This window comes from Sphingomonas profundi, from assembly GCF_009739515.1.
GTDB classification, from domain to species: Bacteria; Pseudomonadota; Alphaproteobacteria; order Sphingomonadales; family Sphingomonadaceae; genus Alterirhizorhabdus; species Alterirhizorhabdus profundi.
Genome location: NZ_CP046535.1, coordinates 1,433,068 through 1,449,568, shown reverse-complemented (window position 1 = coordinate 1,449,568; position 16,501 = coordinate 1,433,068). Strand labels below are relative to the sequence as shown.

Annotated in this window: 13 protein-coding genes; 11 read left to right on the top strand and 2 right to left on the bottom strand. The window is 71.6% G+C overall.

All coding sequences use genetic code 11. From position 1 onward, the window contains the following. Window positions 1–41: 41 nt before the first annotated feature. From tsaE to GNT64_RS06645, 7 genes are all read left to right on the top strand, one after another. Entirely contained in the window at window positions 42–506 is a 465-nt protein-coding gene (tsaE, locus tag GNT64_RS06675; RefSeq protein WP_156678795.1) for a tRNA (adenosine(37)-N6)-threonylcarbamoyltransferase complex ATPase subunit type 1 TsaE, read from the top strand. Next, window positions 503–1,465 (top strand): aminoglycoside phosphotransferase family protein, encoded by a 963-nt coding sequence (locus tag GNT64_RS06670; RefSeq protein ID WP_156681479.1) that lies wholly within the window; start codon window positions 503–505, stop codon window positions 1,463–1,465. The genes tsaE and GNT64_RS06670 overlap by 4 nt, the downstream gene beginning before the upstream one ends. Continuing rightward, the gene (locus GNT64_RS06665; RefSeq protein WP_156678794.1) at window positions 1,462–2,223 is read left to right on the top strand and encodes a nucleotidyltransferase family protein; all 762 of its coding nucleotides are present in this window, start codon (window positions 1,462–1,464) and stop codon (window positions 2,221–2,223) included. The genes GNT64_RS06670 and GNT64_RS06665 overlap by 4 nt, the downstream gene beginning before the upstream one ends. Further along, on the top strand, window positions 2,216–5,239 hold the full coding sequence (gene addB / locus GNT64_RS06660; protein WP_231639339.1) for a double-strand break repair protein AddB: 3,024 nt from the start codon (window positions 2,216–2,218) through the stop codon (window positions 5,237–5,239). The genes GNT64_RS06665 and addB overlap by 8 nt, the downstream gene beginning before the upstream one ends. Window positions 5,240–5,391: 152 nt before the next feature. Beyond that, complete coding sequence (gene addA / locus GNT64_RS06655; RefSeq protein WP_156678792.1) at window positions 5,392–8,862, top strand: double-strand break repair helicase AddA; 3,471 nt, start codon at window positions 5,392–5,394, stop codon at window positions 8,860–8,862. Window positions 8,863–8,917: 55 nt separating this feature from the next. Beyond that, window positions 8,918–9,238, top strand: coding sequence for a thioredoxin TrxA (trxA, locus tag GNT64_RS06650; protein ID WP_156678791.1), 321 nt, complete (start codon window positions 8,918–8,920; stop codon window positions 9,236–9,238). Between the two features lie 83 nt (window positions 9,239–9,321). Beyond that, window positions 9,322–9,606 (top strand): virulence factor, encoded by a 285-nt coding sequence (locus tag GNT64_RS06645; protein WP_156678790.1) that lies wholly within the window; start codon window positions 9,322–9,324, stop codon window positions 9,604–9,606. 27 nt (window positions 9,607–9,633) lie between these two features. Here the strand turns inward: GNT64_RS06645 and GNT64_RS06640 are convergent, their stop codons facing one another. Continuing rightward, entirely contained in the window at window positions 9,634–10,425 is a 792-nt protein-coding gene (locus GNT64_RS06640) for an inositol monophosphatase family protein (RefSeq protein ID WP_156678789.1), read from the bottom strand. Beyond that, window positions 10,425–11,651: a bifunctional glutamate N-acetyltransferase/amino-acid acetyltransferase ArgJ gene (argJ, locus tag GNT64_RS06635; protein WP_156678788.1), complete on the bottom strand. Its 1,227-nt coding sequence runs from the start codon at window positions 11,649–11,651 to the stop codon at window positions 10,425–10,427. The genes GNT64_RS06640 and argJ overlap by 1 nt, the downstream gene beginning before the upstream one ends. A 71-nt stretch (window positions 11,652–11,722) precedes the next feature. Between argJ and GNT64_RS06630 the strand changes: the two genes are divergently transcribed. The 4 genes from GNT64_RS06630 to GNT64_RS06615 all read left to right on the top strand — a co-directional run bounded on the left by GNT64_RS06630 (window position 11,723) and on the right by GNT64_RS06615 (window position 16,341). After that, on the top strand, window positions 11,723–12,148 hold the full coding sequence (locus tag GNT64_RS06630) for an energy transducer TonB (protein WP_156678787.1): 426 nt from the start codon (window positions 11,723–11,725) through the stop codon (window positions 12,146–12,148). A 10-nt stretch (window positions 12,149–12,158) separates the two neighbouring features. Further along, window positions 12,159–12,569, top strand: coding sequence for an energy transducer TonB (locus tag GNT64_RS06625; RefSeq protein WP_156678786.1), 411 nt, complete (start codon window positions 12,159–12,161; stop codon window positions 12,567–12,569). A gap of 77 nt (window positions 12,570–12,646) precedes the next feature. Further along, window positions 12,647–15,385 (top strand): preprotein translocase subunit SecA, encoded by a 2,739-nt coding sequence (secA, locus tag GNT64_RS06620; protein ID WP_156678785.1) that lies wholly within the window; start codon window positions 12,647–12,649, stop codon window positions 15,383–15,385. 116 nt (window positions 15,386–15,501) lie between these two features. Beyond that, window positions 15,502–16,341, top strand: coding sequence for a DUF4394 domain-containing protein (locus tag GNT64_RS06615; RefSeq protein ID WP_156681478.1), 840 nt, complete (start codon window positions 15,502–15,504; stop codon window positions 16,339–16,341). Window positions 16,342–16,501: the final 160 nt, after the last annotated feature.

Below are 16,501 nucleotides of genomic sequence, written 5' to 3'. Positions count from 1 at the left end.
CGGAAAGGAATGCCTGGCCGAGCTCTCCGTATGGCCCGCTTATGACGATTGACCTGCCCGATGCCGCCGCCACCCACGCCGCCGGCGCGGCGCTGGCGCCGCTGCTGCGGGCGGGCGACGTGGTGGCGCTGCGCGGCGATCTGGGCGCGGGCAAGACCAGCTTCGCGCGCGGCGTGCTGGCGGCGCTGGGGCTGGCCGAGGAGGCGCCGAGCCCCAGCTTCGCGATCGTCCAGGCCTATGCGCCGCCGGAGGTGTCGCTGCCCGTCGGCCATGTCGATCTCTACCGCATCGACGATCCGGCCGAGGCGGAGGAGCTGGGTCTGGACGACCTGCTGACGGACGGCGCGCTGCTGATCGAATGGCCGGAACGGCTGGGCGCGGCGCTCTGGCCGCACGCGCTGCTGCTCGCCTTCGCCGTCACCCCCGATGGCGCGCGCCGCTTGACTTGGGATGTGCCGGCGGCTTGGGAGACGCGATGGCCGCCTCCGCACCGCCTTCCGCGATGATCCCGCCCGCAGCGGCGCCCGCCTTCCTGGCCGCGAACGGCTGGGCGGGCGCCGCCATCCTGCCGCTGGCCGGCGACGCGAGCTTCCGCCGCTACTTCCGCATCGTGGACGGCCGGCGCGCGGCCGTGCTGATGGACGCGCCGCCGCCGCACGAGGATCCCCGCCCGTTCCTGCGCGTGGCCGCTCATCTGGCGGCGCTGGGGTTCGCGCCGCCGCGCATCCTCGCCACCGATCTCGACCATGGCCTGGTGCTGATCGAGGATTTCGGCGATGCCCGGATGCGCGAGACGGTGGACGCCGATGCCGCCGCCGAGCGGCCGGTCTATGCGCGCGCGATCGACCTGCTCGTCGACCTCCACGATCATCCGCCGGCGCCGGGCCTGCGCCGCTACGACATGGCCGAGTATCAGCGCGAGGCGGGGCTGTTTACCGAATGGTACGCGCCCGCGCTGGACCTGGCGGTGGACGAGGCCGGCTATCGCGCCGCCTGGGACGAGGCGCTGGCGCCCATCGCCGATGCCGGCACGGTGACGACCCTGCGCGACTATCATGCCGAGAACATCATGCTGCCGGACGACGGCCGGCTGGGCCTGCTCGACTTCCAGGATGCGCTGGCCGGCCATCCCGCCTACGATCTCGTCTCGCTGCTGCAGGATGCGCGCCGCGACGTGCCGGTGGCGATAGAGGCGGAGATGCTCGCCCGTTACCGCGCCGCCCGCGGGCTGGACGAGGGCGCCTACGCGCTGCTGGGCGCGCAGCGCAACGCCAAGATCCTCGGCATCTTCGTGCGGCTGTGGCGGCGCGACGGCAAGCCGGGCTACCGCCGCTTCTGCCCACGCGTATGGCGCTATCTGGAGCGGGATCTCGCCCATCCGGCGCTCGCCGCCGTCGCGTCATGGTTCGATGCCAACGTGCCCGCCGCGGCGCGTGCCGCCGCCTGGGAAGAGTTTGCCGCATGAGCCGTTTCGCCAAGCCCCTCGCGCTGCGCCCCACCGGCGATGCGCCGCCCGTGCGCACCGCCATGGTTCTGGCCGCGGGGCTGGGCAAGCGGATGCGGCCGCTCACCGCGACGCGGCCGAAGCCGCTGGTGGAGGTGGCGGGCAAGCCGCTGCTGGACCATGTGTTCGATCGATTGCGCGCGGCCGGCATCGCGCGGGCGGTGGTGAACGTCCACTATCTGGCGGATTCGGTGGAGGCGCACCTGCGGCACAAGATGGCCGACATGGAGATCGCCGTATCCGACGAGCGCGGCCACCTGCTGGAGACCGGCGGTGGCGTTGCCAAGGCGCTGCCGCTGATCGAGGACGATCGCTTCCTGGTGGTGAACAGCGACAATTACTGGGTGGACGGCCCGGTGGACGCGATCGGCCTGCTCGCCCAGCGGTGGGACGAGGCGGCGATGGACGCGCTGCTGCTGGTGGTGCCGCTGGCCCGCGCCAACTGCCACAAGGGCAGGGGCGATTTCCACATGGATGCCGATGGCGTGCTGAGCCGGCGGCGGCCGGGGCGGGTGGCGCCGTTCGTGTTCACCGGCGTGCAGCTGGCATCCCGCCGGCTGTTCGCCGACGTGCCGGAAGGACCGTTCTCGACCAATCTGCTGTGGGATCGGGCGATCGCGGCGGGCCGCGCCTATGGCGTGGTGCATCAGGGCCTGTGGTTCGACGTCGGCACGCCGGGCGCGATCGGCGCGACGGAGGCGATGCTCGCCGGTGGCTGAGGCGGGAGCGGACGAGAGGCGCGACGAGGGGGCGGGCGCGCCACGGCTGGCGCTCTACACGATCCCGCCGCACCGCGCCTTTGCCGATGCCCTGGCCGCCGGCCTGATCGCGCGGGCGGGCAAGGATCCGCTGGCGCTGGCGCGCGGGCTGGTGCTGCTGCCGAACAACCGCGCGATCACCGCACTGCGCGACGCCTTCGTGCGGCGGGCGGCGGGCGGGCTGCTGCTGCCGCGCATGGCGGCGATCGGCGATCCCGAGCTGGACGAGCGGCTCGGCAGCCTGCTCGATCCGATCGGGGCGGACGACATACCGCCCGCGATCGATCCGCTGGAGCGCCAGTTCGTCCTGGCCCGGCTGGTGGCGGAGGCGCGGGTGCGCGCCGGCGAGCCGGTGGGTGCGGCGGAAGCGGTGCGGCTGGCGGCGGACCTGGCCCGCACGCTGGACCAACTCGTGACCGAGGACGTCGATCCGCGCCGGCTCACCCGCGTCGTCGATCCGGCGATCGAGCCGCTGCTCTCCGCCCACTGGCAGGCATCGCTGGCGGTGCTGGAGACGATCCTGGTGGCCTGGCCCGGGGAGCTGGCGGCCCGCGGCCGGATCGACCTGGCCGAGCGGCGCAACCGCCTGCTGGATCGCGCGGCGCAGGCGTGGCGGGCGGCCCCGCCGCAGGGCTTCGTCGTCGCCGCCGGCATCGCCGTGTCCGCGCCCAGCGCCGGGCGGCTGCTGCGCACGATCGCCGCGCTGCCGGCCGGCATGGTGGTGTTCGCCGGGCTGGACCTGGCGATGCCGGACGCCGAGTGGGACGCGCTAGGCCCGCACGTGGCCACCACCGAGGGCGCCCGCGCCAAGCCGGCGATCGAGACCCATCCGCAATATCTGCCCAAGCGCATGCTGGATGCGATCGGCGCGGGGCGGCGGGAGGTGCTGCCCTGGCCATGGCGCGGCGGACGGAGCGCGCCGGCCGCGCGCACCCGCGTGATCGGCCATGCGATGGCGCCCGCCGCCTTCACCGCGCGGTGGAGCGACCTGCCGCCCGGAGAGCGGCGGCTGGCCGGCGTGCGGGTGGCGGAGCTGGCCGGCCCGGCCGAGGAGGCGCAGGCCATCGCCATCGCCATGCGCGGCGCGCTGGAGCAGCCCGCCCGCACTGTGGCGCTGGTGACGCCGGACCGCGACCTGGCCCGGCGGGTGGTGGCGCATCTGGGCCGCTGGGGCATCGCCGCCGACGATTCCGCTGGCCGGCCGCTCTCCGCCACGCCGCCCGGCACGCTGCTGATCGGGCTGGCCGAGGCGGCGGCGGAGGGCTTTGCGCCCGTGCCGCTGCTGGCGCTGCTCAAGCATCCGCTGTCGGCGCAGGGCGAGGCGCGGCTCGCGTGGCTTGATGGCGTCCGCCGGCTCGATCTGGCGCTGCGCGGGCCGCGCCCGCCAGCGGGCCTCGCCGGCATCTCCGCCGCTCTGGCCGGCGGCGAGGATCGCACGCGGCGCCTGCGCGCGGCGGCGGAGGCGTGGTGGGCGGAGGCGCGGGCGCTGCTCGCGCCGCTGGAGGCCGCCTTCTCCGGCCGGGCGACCCTGGCGGACCTGATCGCGGCGCTGCGCGAGGCGGCGGACCGGCTGGCGGGCGACGCGGCCTGGGCCGGACCCGCCGGGCGCGCCGCCGCCGAGCTGATCGCCGGCGTCGAGGCGGCGGCAGGCGAGGGGCCAGCGGCCGTTCGCGGCGAGGACGTGGCGGCGATCCTGCGGCAGCTGATGGACGGGGTCGCCGTGCGGCCGCCGGCCGGCGATCATCCGCGCGTGTTCGTGTGGGGGTTGATCGAGGCGCGGCTGCAGCGCGCGGACCTCACCATTCTGGGTGGGCTGAACGAGGGCGTCTGGCCCGGCCTGCCGCCGACCGATCCGTGGCTGGCACCGCGCATCCGCGCCGACCTCGGCCTGCCGGGCGTCGAGCGGCGGATCGGCGTCGCGGCGCATGATTTCGCGCAGGGGCTGGGCGGCGCGGAGGTGCTGGTGACGCGGGCGCGGCGCGGCGCGGCCGGCCCGGCGATCGCCTCCCGCCTGTGGCTGCGGCTGGCGGCGATGACGGGCGGGCTGCCGCGCGAGCCGCGCCTCGCCGCTTGGGCGCGGCTGCTCGATCATCCGGCGGCGGTGACGCCGGCAGATCGCCCGGCGCCGGCGCCGCCTTCCGAGGATCGGCCACGTCGCATCGCCGTGACCCGGCTGGACCGGCTGAAGGCCGATCCGTTCGCCTTCTACGCCGATACGATGCTGCGGCTGGCCCGGCTGGACGCGGTGGATGCCGATCCGAGCGCGGCGTGGCGCGGCAATGCGGTGCACGCCGTGTTCGAGCGGTGGATGAAGCAGGACGGCTGCGATCCGGCGAAGCTGGAGGCGCGGGCGCGGGCGATGCTGGCGGAGATCGTGGCCCATCCGGTGCTGAAGGCGCTGTGGACGCCGCGGCTGATGGAGGCGATCGACTTCACCGCCAGGACGGTGGCCGGGAATCTGGCCGAGGGCCGCCGCCCGCTGACGGCCGAGATCTTCGGCGAGGTGCGGGCCGGCGACGTGGCGCTCTACGGCAAGATCGACCGCATCGATCGGCTGGCCGACGGCGGCCTGGCCATCATCGACTACAAGACGGGCAAGCCGCCGGGCCGGTCGCAGGTGGCGGCCGGCTATGCGATGCAGCTGGGCCTGCTGGGGCTGATCGCGGAGGGCGGCGGCTTTCGCGATGCCGACGGGCAGCCTTATGGCGGCACGCCGGCGGTGTTCGAATATTGGTCGATGGCGGCGGCCAAGGGCAGGCTGGGCCATGTCACCAGCCCGGCGGGGCTGAACAAGCGCGGCGAGGGCATCGCCGAGGAAGATTTCGTCGGCCATGCCGCGCGCATCCTGGCCGATGCGGCGGCGACGTGGCTGACGGGCGACGCGCCATTCACCGCCAAGCTGCACCCGGAGCACGCACCCTACGGCGATTACGACCAGCTGATGCGGCTGGAGGAATGGTATGGCCGTGGCGACTAGGGCGTGTCGACATTCAGCTTTCTGCATGTCCGCCCATCCCGAGGAGCCATTTCGACAGGCTCAATGGCTTCTCAGGATAAGCGGCGTGCATAAGATGCGTGTAAGAACCGGCTTGATCCGCTCAATGTCGATCCGGCCTGGGGCGGTTCACGATGTCTAGGCACGCGCCGTTCATCCCGCTGAAGGGGGAGCAGCTGCTCGCCTCCGACCCGGCCGAGCTCGTCTGGCTCTCCGCTTCCGCCGGCACGGGCAAGACGCACGTGCTGAGCGCGCGCGTGCTGCGGCTGCTGCTGCACGGCACCGCGCCGGAGGCGATCCTGTGCCTCACCTTCACCAAGGCGGGCGCCGCCGAGATGGCGGAGCGCGTGCACCGGCGGCTGGCCGCGTGGGTGCGGATGAAACCGAACGACCTCGCCAAGGAGCTGTTCGCGCTTGGCGAACCGCACGATGACGACGCGGTGGCGGATGCGCGGACATTGTTCGCGCGGGTGCTGGATGCGCCGGGCGGCGGCCTGCGTATCCAGACGATCCACAGCTTCTGCCAGACCCTGCTCGGCGGCTTTCCCAGCGAGGCGGGGCTGACCCCCGGCTTTCGCCCGCTGGACCCGCGCGAGGGCGCGGCGCTCGCCCGGCGCACGCTGGCCGCCCTGGTGGCGGAGGCGGAGGCCGGCGGGAGGCTGGGCCTGATCGACGACCTCCAGACCTTGAGCCGGCGGCTGGGCGAGGCGGCGGCGGAGGCCTATCTCCAGCGCTGCGCCCGCGCGCCCGAGGCGATGGCGGCGCTGGGGCAGGGGATCGCCGCCAAGGTACGCCGCGCGCTGGACGTACCCTCCGGCGACGTGGAGGCGATGATCGCCGCCGCCTGCGGCGACGACGCCGCCGAGGCCGACGGGATCGCCCCGTTCGCGCTCGCCTCACTGCGGGCGGTGGCGGCCGCCAACGCCGCCTGGGGCACCGCCACGGGCCTCGCCGCCGCCGATCGCGCCGCCGCCTTCCTGGCGGCCGGCGGGCAGGAGCGTGCCGCCCTGCTGGACGAGATCGCCGCGCTGGTGCTGACGAAGGACGGCAGCCCGCGCAAGGCATCGCCCAAGCTGCTGGCCGCCGCCGCCGACTATGCCGATCACGCGGGCCGCCTGGGTGATGCGTGCGCCGCCCTCTCCGGCCTGCGGCGACGCGCGGCGCTGGCCGATCTGATCGCCGCCGGCCTGCGCGCCGGGCAGGCCTATGCCCAGGCGTTCGAGGCGGCGAAGCGGGCGGCCGGGATGCTCGACTTCGACGATCTGATCCGGCTGGCGGAGCGCCTGCTGCTGATGGAGGGCATCGGCGACTGGGTGCGCTACAAGCTGGATCAGGCGACCGATCACATCCTGGTCGACGAGGCGCAGGACACCAACGGCCGGCAGTGGACGATCGTCGCCGCGCTGGCCGCCGAGTTCTTCGCCGGGGACGGCGCGCGCGGCGGCCGGCCGCGGACGATCTTCACCGTCGGCGATTTCAAGCAGGCGATCTACGGCTTCCAGGGCACCGATCCGGCCGCCTTCCGGGCCGCCGGCCTGCACTTCGCCGAGCGGGCGCGGGGCGTGGACCGCGAATTGCTGTCGCTGTCGCTCGATCGCTCGTTCCGCTCGTCCCCGCCGGTGCTGGAGGTGGTCGACCGGCTGCTCGACGAGCTTGGGCCGGAACGGCTGGGGCTGGACGCGACGGCGAACCCGCATGTGAGCGCCAAGGCGCACCTGCCCGGCGTCGTCACGCTGTGGCGGCCGGTGGCGGCGGGCGCGCAGGCCGGCGACGACGAGGATGCGGAGGGCGAGGAGGGCTGGATCGACGATGCCACCCGCGCCTTCGCCGGCCGGCTGGCGCGGCAGATCCGCGCGTGGCTGGACGATCCGTTCCGCATCGCCGGCAAGGGCCGCGACCTGCGGCCGGAGGACATACTGATCCTCGTCCGCAGCCGCGGCGCGCTCGCCTCGCTGATCGTGGCGCGGCTGCATGCGGAGGGCGTGCCGGTGGCCGGCGTCGACCGGCTGCGGCTGACGGCGCCGCTGGCGGTGCGCGATCTGCTGGCGGCGATCCGCTTCGCCCTGCAGCCGGCCGACGATCTCAGCCTCGCCAGCCTGCTCGTCTCGCCGCTGTTCGGCGTGTCGCAGGACGATCTCTACCGCATCGGCTTCGGCCGGCCCGGCACGCTGTGGGATGCGCTGCGCGCGGCCGAGGGCTTCGCGGCGGCGCGCGCCGGGCTGGGCGCGATCCTGGCGCAGGCGGACCTGACGACGCCCTACCGCTTCCTTGAGACGATCCTCTCCGGCCCGTTGCAGGGCCGCGCCCGCCTGCTCGCGCGGCTGGGGTCGGAGGCGCGCGACCCGATCGAGGAACTGGTGAACGCCGCGCTCGCCTTCGAGGCGGCGGACACGCCCTCGCTCCAGCGTTTCCTCGACTGGTTCGATCGCGGCGAGGTGGACATCACGCGCGATCCTTCCGCGCCGCTGGACGCGGTGCGGGTGATGACGGTGCACGGCGCCAAGGGATTGCAGGCGCCGCTCGTGATCCTGGCCGACGCCACCGCCGATCCGGAGGCGGGGCGGCTGACCGATCTCGACTGGACGCTCGACCCCGAACTGCCGGTGCTGCCGGTGATCCGCCCGCGCAAGGAGGAGCTGGCCGGCACGCTGGCGGACGATCTGGCGCGGATCGAGCGGCGCGAGCGGGAGGAGCATTGGCGCCTGCTGTACGTCGCCGCGACGCGGGCGGAGGAGCGGCTGGTGATCGGCGGCGCGCTCGGCCCGCGCGCGAAGGGCGAGCCGCCGGCCGAGAGCTGGTATCGCGCGATCGAGGATGCGCTCTCCGGCCTGGGTGCGGAGTGGGAGGCGGATGCGGACTGGGGCGAGGCGCGCCACCATCGCGGCGGCCCGGCCACGACCGCGCGCACCGCCCGGCCGCGCACCGCCGTGGCCGAGCCGGCCGCGCCCGACTGGCTCAGGCGCGATCCGCCGAAGGAGGAACGGCCGCCGCGCCCGCTGGCGCCCTCCGCGATCGGGCGCGATCTCGTCGCCGATCCGCCGCCCGGCGCGGCGATGCGGGCGGCGGCCGATCGCGGGCGCCTGCTGCACGCCTTGTTCGAGCGGCTGCCGGCGATCGCCGCGGCCGATCGCGCAGACGCGGCGGGGCGGTGGCTGGAACGATCGGCCGGGATCGCCGACGTGAACGTGCGCGAGGGGCTGGTGGCCGATGCGTGCGCGATCATCGCCGATCCGCGCTTCGCCGATCTGTTCGGTCCGGAGTCGCTGGCGGAGGCGCCGATCGCCGCGGTGGTGGCCGGCGACGTGATCGCCGGCACGGTCGACCGGCTGCTGGTGACGGCGGACCGCGTGCGGGTGATCGACTTCAAGACCGGGCGGCGGGTGCCGGCCGGGCTTGCGGCGGTGCCCGGCCACCATGTCGAGCAGATGGCCGCCTATGTGGCGGCGCTGGAGCAGGTGTTTCCCGGCCGCGCGGTGGAGGCGGCGCTGCTCTACACGGCCGGCCCGATCCTGATCGATCTGCCGGCGGCGCTGCTGGGATCGCACAAGCCGGGCTTGACAGGCACGCAGCAAATCCTGCCTCTCGATGGTGGAGCGGCGGGTTGAGGGGCGGGCGCCCGCATCCTATCTCGCACGGCGAAGACAAACAGGAGTGTCCGGCATGGCGACCAAGAAGATCACCGACAATTCGTTCAAGGACGACGTGCTGGATGCCGGCGGCCCGGTGCTCGTGGATTTCTGGGCGGAATGGTGCGGGCCGTGCAAGATGATCGGGCCATCGCTGGAGGAGCTCTCGGACGAGCTGGGCGGGAAGGTGACGATCGCCAAGCTGAACATCGACGAGAATCCGGACGCGCCGGCGCAATATGGCGTGCGCGGCATCCCGACGATGATCCTGTTCAAGGGCGGCGTGCCGGCCGCCACCAAGGTGGGCGCGGCGCCCAAGAGCCAGCTGAAGGGCTGGATCGAGGGCGCGCTCTGACAGGATCGAGGGCCGATGCCGACTGACCGCAGGAAAGATCGATGGTAGCCGGCATTGGCCATAATCGACCACTCGGAGGGCGTATGTACGCGATCGTCTTCGATCTAGACACGGCGACGCTTGAGCAGACTTACCCGAATCAGTCTTGGCGAAACGCATATGCCGACATTCGCCGGACCCTGGAGACCAAGGGTTTCGATTGGCAGCAGGGTTCGACCTATTTCGGCAACGAACGGGTAACGGCCGTCGATTGCGTCCTTGCCGTTCAGGAATTGAAAAGAGCCTATAACTGGTTCGTGCCATCCGTTCGAGACATCCGCATGTTGCGGATCGAAGAAAATAACGACCTGTCTCCAGCGCTAGCCTGACCATCTGCCGTCGGACGAGTGCGGGCGTCAGAGCAGGATCGCCGCCGCCTCGTCCCAGATGCGGGGGGAGGCGGCGGCCATCAGGCCGGTGCGGCCATCGCCGACATGATATGCCGTGCCGTCCAGGCGGCGGACGGTGCCGCCGGACTCCTCGACGAACAGGGCGCCCGCCGCGTGATCCCATGGCAGCGTGCGCTCGAACATGGCGAGATCGTTCTCGCCGAGGACGATGCGCGGATATTGCTCGCCGGCGCAGCGCGGGATCGGCGCGAGATCGATCCGGCCGGCGGCGCGCGCCTCTATCTCGGCGCCGCGCGCCGGCGGCATGAACAGCGTGCTGATGCCGGCGACCAGCCGCGCGCCGCCGCTGCCGCGCGCCGAGACGCGATCACCGTCGATCCAGGCGCCCAGCCCACGGGCCGCGTGGCACATGCGCCCGCTCAGCGGATCGAGGATCCAGCCGGCCTCGCGCGCGCCGTCCCGCAGCAGCGCCACCATGATCGCGAACGGCGGCCGGCCGGCGGCAAAGTTGAACGTGCCGTCGATCGGATCGATGATCCAGACGGCGCCCTCGTCGATCCGGTCGAGCAGCGTGGCGTCCGCCGCCGTCGCCTCCTCGCCAACGATGCGCGCGTCCGGCAGCAGCGCCGCCAGGCCGGCGTGGAGCCGCACCTCGCTCTCGCGATCGGCGATCGTCACCGGATCGCCGGGCGTCTTCTCCGACACGTCGCCCGCCGCCAGGTTGCGGAAGCGCGGCAGCACCACGTCGGCCGCCACCGTGCGCATCAGCGCCGAGACGCTCTCGTGCAGCGCGTGCATCAGCTGCGATAATCCGCGTTGATCGAGATGTAGCCGTGGGTCAGGTCGCACGTCCACACGGTGGCGCGGCCCTCGCCCAGGCCGAGGTCGACGCCGATGTCGATCTCGCTGCCCTTCAGGTGCGCGGCGACGGGCGCTTCGTCATAGCCCTCTACCGCCAGGCCGTCGCGCGCCACCTGCGTCGCGCCGAACATTATGCCGAGGCGGTCGCGCTCGGCCGGCTCGCCCGCCTTGCCCACGGCCATCACCACCCGGCCCCAGTTCGCGTCCTCGCCGGCGATCGCTGTCTTCACCAAAGGCGAGTTGGCGATCGAGAGGGCGATGCGGTGGGCGCTGGCATCGGCGGTGGCGCCCGTGACGGTGACGGTGACGAACTTCGTCGCGCCTTCGCCATCGCGCACCACCTGCTGCGCCAGCTGGGTGCACACATCGGTCAGCGCGGCCTGGAAGGCGTCGGCGCCGGCATCGTCGAACGAGGCGAGCGGGGCATTGCCGGCGCGGCCGGTGGCGAAGGCCAGCACGGTGTCGCTGGTGGAGGTGTCGCTGTCCACGGTGATGCAGGAGAAGCTGCGGCGGTTCGCCTCGGCCAGCATCGTCTGGAGGAAGGCGGGATCGATCGCGGCATCGGTGAAGACGAAGCCCAGCATCGTCGCCATGTCCGGCGCGATCATGCCCGATCCCTTGACGATGCCAACGACGCTCGCCGTGGTGCCGCCGAGGCTGGCGCGGGCGACCGCGGCCTTGGGGAAGGTGTCCGTCGTCATGATCGTGGCGGCGGCCTCCTCCCACGTTGCCTCCGGCGCGGCCAGCGCGGCGTCGATCCCCGCCTCGGCCCGGTCGATCGGCAGCGGCACGCCGATCACGCCGGTGGAGGCGACGAACACGTCGGAGGGCTGGCAGCCGATGCCGCCCGCCACCCTGGCGGCGATCGCCTCCACCGCGGCGCGACCGCGATGGCCGGTGAAGGCGTTCGAATTGCCGGCATTCACCACCAGCGCCCGCGCCCGGCCGAGGGTGAGCGCGGCGCGGCACCACTCTACCTCCGGCGAGGGGCATCGGCTCTGCGTCGTGACGCCGGCGACGGCGGTGCCCTCGTCCAGCGTGACGAAGGTGAGGTCGCACCGATCCCACGCCTTGTAGCGCGCTCGGGCGACCGCCAGGCGCACGCCGCGGATCGCGGGCAGCGCGGGAAAGCCGGCGGGGGCGAGCGGCGAACGGGTGGACATCGGGCGTTGGCTCCAGTCTGGAGGCCGCGCTATAGCGGCCGTCGTTCGAACGGGAAACAAGACTGCCGACGATGACGATGCCTTTCTCGCGCCGCCCGCTGCCGATGGCGGCCATCCTTGTCGCCGCGCTCTCGCTGTCCGTGCCGGCTCACGCGAAGGACCGCTCCGCTGCGGCGGTGGCGCAGGCGTCCGAGACGTGGATCACCGCGGACGACTATCCGGCCGCCGCGCTCAAGGCCGACGCCGAAGGCGTGGTGGCGGTGAAGTGGGACATCAGCATCCTCGGCCGGGCCGAGAATTGCGCCGTCACCGCCTCCAGCGGATCGCCCGATCTGGACGAAGCGACGTGCCGGCTGATCGTCGAGCGCGCTCGCTACACGCCGGCGCTCGACAGGAAAGGCAGGCCGGCGCGCGCCGCCGCCGCCCGGCGGGTACGCTGGCAGATCCCGGTGGCACAGCCGGACACGGTGGTGCCCTACGTGTTGAAGCCGTTCTGAGGGCCGGCCGATGCGGATCCCGGCTTTCATCCTTTGGCTGGCAGGCGCCGCGCCGCTCGCCGCCGCCGCCGCCACCTACGGCCCCGCCGCGCCCGCGCCGCGCGACCGGCCGGTGGTGCTGAACTGGCTGAAGCAGAGCGACTATCCGCCGGAGTCGCTCGCCGCGCGCGAGCAGGGCGAGGTGACGGCGGCGTTCGACGTGACCGAGACCGGCGCGGTCGAGAATTGCCGCGTGATCCGGTCGAGCGGCTATCTGCGGCTGGACGACGCCACCTGCCCGCTGATCGAGGAGCGGGCGCGCTACCGCCCCGCGTCCGACGCCACCGGCAGGCCGATCCGATCCAGCGACGTGCGCGCCTTCCGCTGGATCGCCGGGGAGGGGCGGGCGGAACTGCGCGCCACCGTCACGCCGCCGAATTGACCTGCACCCGCGCGGCACCTATCTGCGCCACCAGAATGCCGGCCGCGCGCCGGCCTGCCGCACGTTAAGGAAAGCCCATGCTCGGCGCCGTCGCCAAGGCCCTCTTCGGATCGTCGAACGATCGCTACGTCAAGTCGCTGCGCGGTATCGTCGAGCGGATCAACGCGCTGGAGCCGCAGATGCAGGCGCTGGACGAGGCGGCGCTGCGCGACCAGACGGTGGTGCTGAGGGCGCGGCTGGCGAACGGCGAGACGACCGACGACATCCTGCCGGAAGCCTTCGCGACGGTGCGCGAGACGGCGCGGCGCGTGCTGGGCCAGCGCCACTACGACGTGCAGATGATCGGCGGCATCGTGCTCCATCGCGGCGAGATCGCGGAGATGCGGACCGGCGAGGGCAAGACGCTGGTGGCGACGCTCGCCACCTATCTCTCCGCGCTCACCGGCAACGGCGTGCACGTCATCACTGTGAACGACTATCTGGCCAGCCGCGATGCCGAGTGGATGGGGCAGGTGTACCGCTTCCTGGGGCTCACCGTTGGCGTGATCGTGCCCAACCTGAGCGACCAGCAGCGGCGTGACGCCTATGCCGCCGACATCACCTACGGCACGAACAACGAGTTCGGCTTCGACTATCTGCGCGACAACATGAAGTATGAGCGCGCGCTGATGGTGCAGCGCCCCTTCGCCCACGCCATCGTCGACGAGGTCGATTCGATCCTGATCGACGAGGCGCGCACGCCGCTGATCATCTCCGGCCCGACCGACGACAAGAGCGAACTCTACAAGGCCGTCGACGCGATCGTAAAGCAGATCGACCAGCAGGATTACGAGCTGGACGAGAAGCAGAAATCCGTGATCCTCACCGAGGACGGCACCGAGCGGATGGAGCGGATGCTGGAGGCGGCCGGCCTGCTGGAAGGCGCCAACCTCTACGATTTCGAGAATACCCAGGTCGTCCACCACCTGAACCAGGCGCTGCGCGCCAACGTGGTGTTCAAGCGCGACATCGATTATATCGAGAAGGACGGCAAGATCGTCATCATCGACGAGTTCACCGGCCGCATGATGGACGGGCGCCGCTGGTCCGACGGGCTGCACCAGGCGGTGGAGGCCAAGGAGGGCGTGCAGATCGAGCCGGAGAACCAGACGCTCGCCTCGATCACCTTCCAGAATTATTTCCGCATGTACCCCAAGCTCTCGGGCATGACCGGCACCGCCGCCACCGAGGCGCCGGAATTCTACCAGATCTACAAGATGAACGTCGTCACCATCCCGACGAACGTCGCCGTGCGCCGGATCGACGAGGATGACGAGTTCTACAAGAACATGGCGGACAAGTTCGCCGCGATCGCCGCCGCCATCCGCGAGAAATCGGCGCTCGGCCAGCCGGTGCTGGTCGGCACCGTATCGATCGAGAAGTCCGAACTGCTGAGCGAGTTCCTCAATCGCGACGGTGTGGCGCACAAGGTGCTGAACGCGCGCTTCCACGAGCAGGAGGCGCATATCGTCGCCCAGGCCGGGCGGCTGAAGGCGGTGACGATCGCCACGAACATGGCCGGACGCGGCACCGACATCCAGCTGGGTGGCAACCTGGAGTTCCGCATGCTGGACGAGCATCCCGAGCTGGTCGAGGGCACGCCCGAATATGACGCGGCGGCCACGCGCATCCGCGCCGAGATCGCGACCGAGAAGGCGGCCGTGCTGGATGCCGGCGGCCTCTTCGTGCTCGGCACCGAGCGGCACGAGAGCCGCCGCATCGACAACCAGCTGCGCGGCCGCTCCGGCCGGCAGGGCGATCCGGGGCTCAGCCGCTTCTATCTGAGCCTCGACGACGACCTGCTGCGCATCTTCGGCCCGCAGACGATGTTCGCCAAGATGATGAACAAGAATCTGGCGGACGGCGAGGCGATCGTCTCCCCCTGGATCTCCAAGGCGATCGAGACGGCGCAGCGCAAGGTGGAGGCGCGAAACTACGACATCCGCAAGCAGGTCGTCGAATATGACGACGTGATGAACGACCAGCGCAAGGTCGTGTACGAGCAGCGATCCGACATCATGGACGCCGAGGCGGTGGACGACGTGGTGGCGGACATGCGCAGCGAGTCGGTGAACGGCCTGGTCGGCCTGGCGTGCCCGCCGAACAGCTACCCCGAGCAGTGGGATGTGGACCTGCTGCGGGAACGCTCGCAGGAGCTTCTGGGCCTCGATCTGCCGGTCGACGAGTGGGTAGCGGAGGAGGGAATCGATCCCGAGCTGCTGCTCGAACGCTTTCAGGAGGCGTCGGCCGCCGGCATCGAGGCGAAGGCCGCGCAGCTGCCGGTGGAGACGTGGCGCGGCGTGGAGAAAAGCGTGCTGCTCCAGTCGCTCGATCATCACTGGAAGGAGCATCTGGCGACCCTGGACGCGCTGCGCCAAGTCATCCACCTGCGCGCCTATGCGCAGAAGACGCCGATCAACGAATATAAGCAGGAAGCCTTCGCGCTGTTCGAGCGGATGCTGACGTCGATCCGCGAGGATGTGACCCGGGTGCTGAGCCACGCGCAGTTCATGGATGCGCCGCCCGAAATGCCGGAGATGCCGGACTTCGTCACCAGCCACTACGATCCACTGACCGGCGAGGACGATACGTGGGATCGCGATGCGGCGGCGCTGGGGCTGGTGACGACGCGGATCGCGCCGATGCAGATCGGCCAGCCCGACATGCCCGAGACGCTTGACGATCCCGACGAGTGGCGCGGCCGGGTGAGCCGCAACGCACCGTGCCCGTGCGGTTCCGGCAACAAGTTCAAGCACTGTCACGGCCGCATCGCGTAAGCTTTCGTTGCCGCGTTCGATTGCGCTGGACCTGAACGAAATATTATGGATATTTAATGTTTGACCGCTTCTGGTCGAAGAGGGGGTGCGCGGGCGCGCCCTGACGGGAGGAAGTCATGCGCAACCTGATCCTGGCAGCGACGGCCATCGCGTCGCTGGGCGCGCCGGCGAGTGCGGCGTCCATCTACGGCGTGAACGAGATGAACGAGCTGGTGCGCTTCGATAGCGCCAGCCCGTCCACGATCCAGTCCCGCATGAAGATCACCGGCATCACCGATGCGGTGAAGGCGATCGACTTCCGCCTGGCGGACGGCGCGCTCTACGGCCTCACCACCAATCTCTCGCTGGTGAAGATCGGCCTGAACGGCGCGGCGCAGCGGATCGGATCGCCGCTGGCGCTGGACGGCACCGAGTTCGGCTTCGACTTCAACCAGAGCATCGATCGTATCCGCGTGGTGAGCAACGCGAACGACAATTACGTGCTGAACCCGGATACGGGCGCCATCCAGCTGATCGCGACCGATGTCTCCTACGGCAACGGCCTGGAACCGGACGTGGTCGCATCGGCCTATACGCCGTCCGTATTCGGCGGGCCGACTCAGCTCTACGGCATCGATACGGCGAACGACCTGCTGGTGACGCAGGCGAACAATGCCGGCACGCTCGCGTCGGTCGGCGCGCTGGGCGTGGACCTGAACTCGCGCACCAGCTTCGATATCGCGCGCAACGGCGTCGGCTATGTGCTGGATGCGACAAACCTCTACTCGGTGAATCTCGCGTCCGGCCAGCTGACCTCGCTCGGCTCCGTCGGTGAGACGCTGTACGGCATCTCGGTGGCGGACGGCATTTCCATCGTGCCGGAGCCGGGCACCTGGGCGATGATGCTCGGCGGGTTCGGCCTGATCGGCGGCACGCTGCGCCGTCGCCGCGCGGAGCGGAAGGCGGCGATCGCCTGATCGCTTGAGCATGACCCCGCCCTGACGTCGGGCGATGTGGGAACGGGGCCGATCGGCCCCGTTTTCATGTGCGCCGTGCCGATCGTCCCCGAGCGGGACGCGGCGGCGCGATCCGCCGCGCGACAATCCGGTTAGCGCCGCGTTAAACATCGGCGATGAT

Bases quoted from the DNA above. Each gene is read 5' to 3' on its own strand.
- tsaE (WP_156678795.1), top strand. From the start codon at position 42: ATGACGATTGACCTGCCCGATGCCGCCGCCACCCACGCCGCCGGCGCG.
- GNT64_RS06670 (WP_156681479.1), top strand. From the start codon at position 503: ATGATCCCGCCCGCAGCGGCGCCCGCCTTCCTGGCCGCGAACGGCTGG.
- GNT64_RS06665 (WP_156678794.1), top strand. From the start codon at position 1,462: ATGAGCCGTTTCGCCAAGCCCCTCGCGCTGCGCCCCACCGGCGATGCG.
- addA (WP_156678792.1), top strand. From the start codon at position 5,392: ATGTCTAGGCACGCGCCGTTCATCCCGCTGAAGGGGGAGCAGCTGCTC.
- trxA (WP_156678791.1), top strand. From the start codon at position 8,918: ATGGCGACCAAGAAGATCACCGACAATTCGTTCAAGGACGACGTGCTG.
- GNT64_RS06645 (WP_156678790.1), top strand. From the start codon at position 9,322: ATGTACGCGATCGTCTTCGATCTAGACACGGCGACGCTTGAGCAGACT.
- GNT64_RS06640 (WP_156678789.1), bottom strand. From the start codon at position 10,425: ATGCACGCGCTGCACGAGAGCGTCTCGGCGCTGATGCGCACGGTGGCG.
- argJ (WP_156678788.1), bottom strand. From the start codon at position 11,651: ATGTCCACCCGTTCGCCGCTCGCCCCCGCCGGCTTTCCCGCGCTGCCC.
- GNT64_RS06630 (WP_156678787.1), top strand. From the start codon at position 11,723: ATGACGATGCCTTTCTCGCGCCGCCCGCTGCCGATGGCGGCCATCCTT.
- GNT64_RS06625 (WP_156678786.1), top strand. From the start codon at position 12,159: ATGCGGATCCCGGCTTTCATCCTTTGGCTGGCAGGCGCCGCGCCGCTC.
- secA (WP_156678785.1), top strand. From the start codon at position 12,647: ATGCTCGGCGCCGTCGCCAAGGCCCTCTTCGGATCGTCGAACGATCGC.
- GNT64_RS06615 (WP_156681478.1), top strand. From the start codon at position 15,502: ATGCGCAACCTGATCCTGGCAGCGACGGCCATCGCGTCGCTGGGCGCG.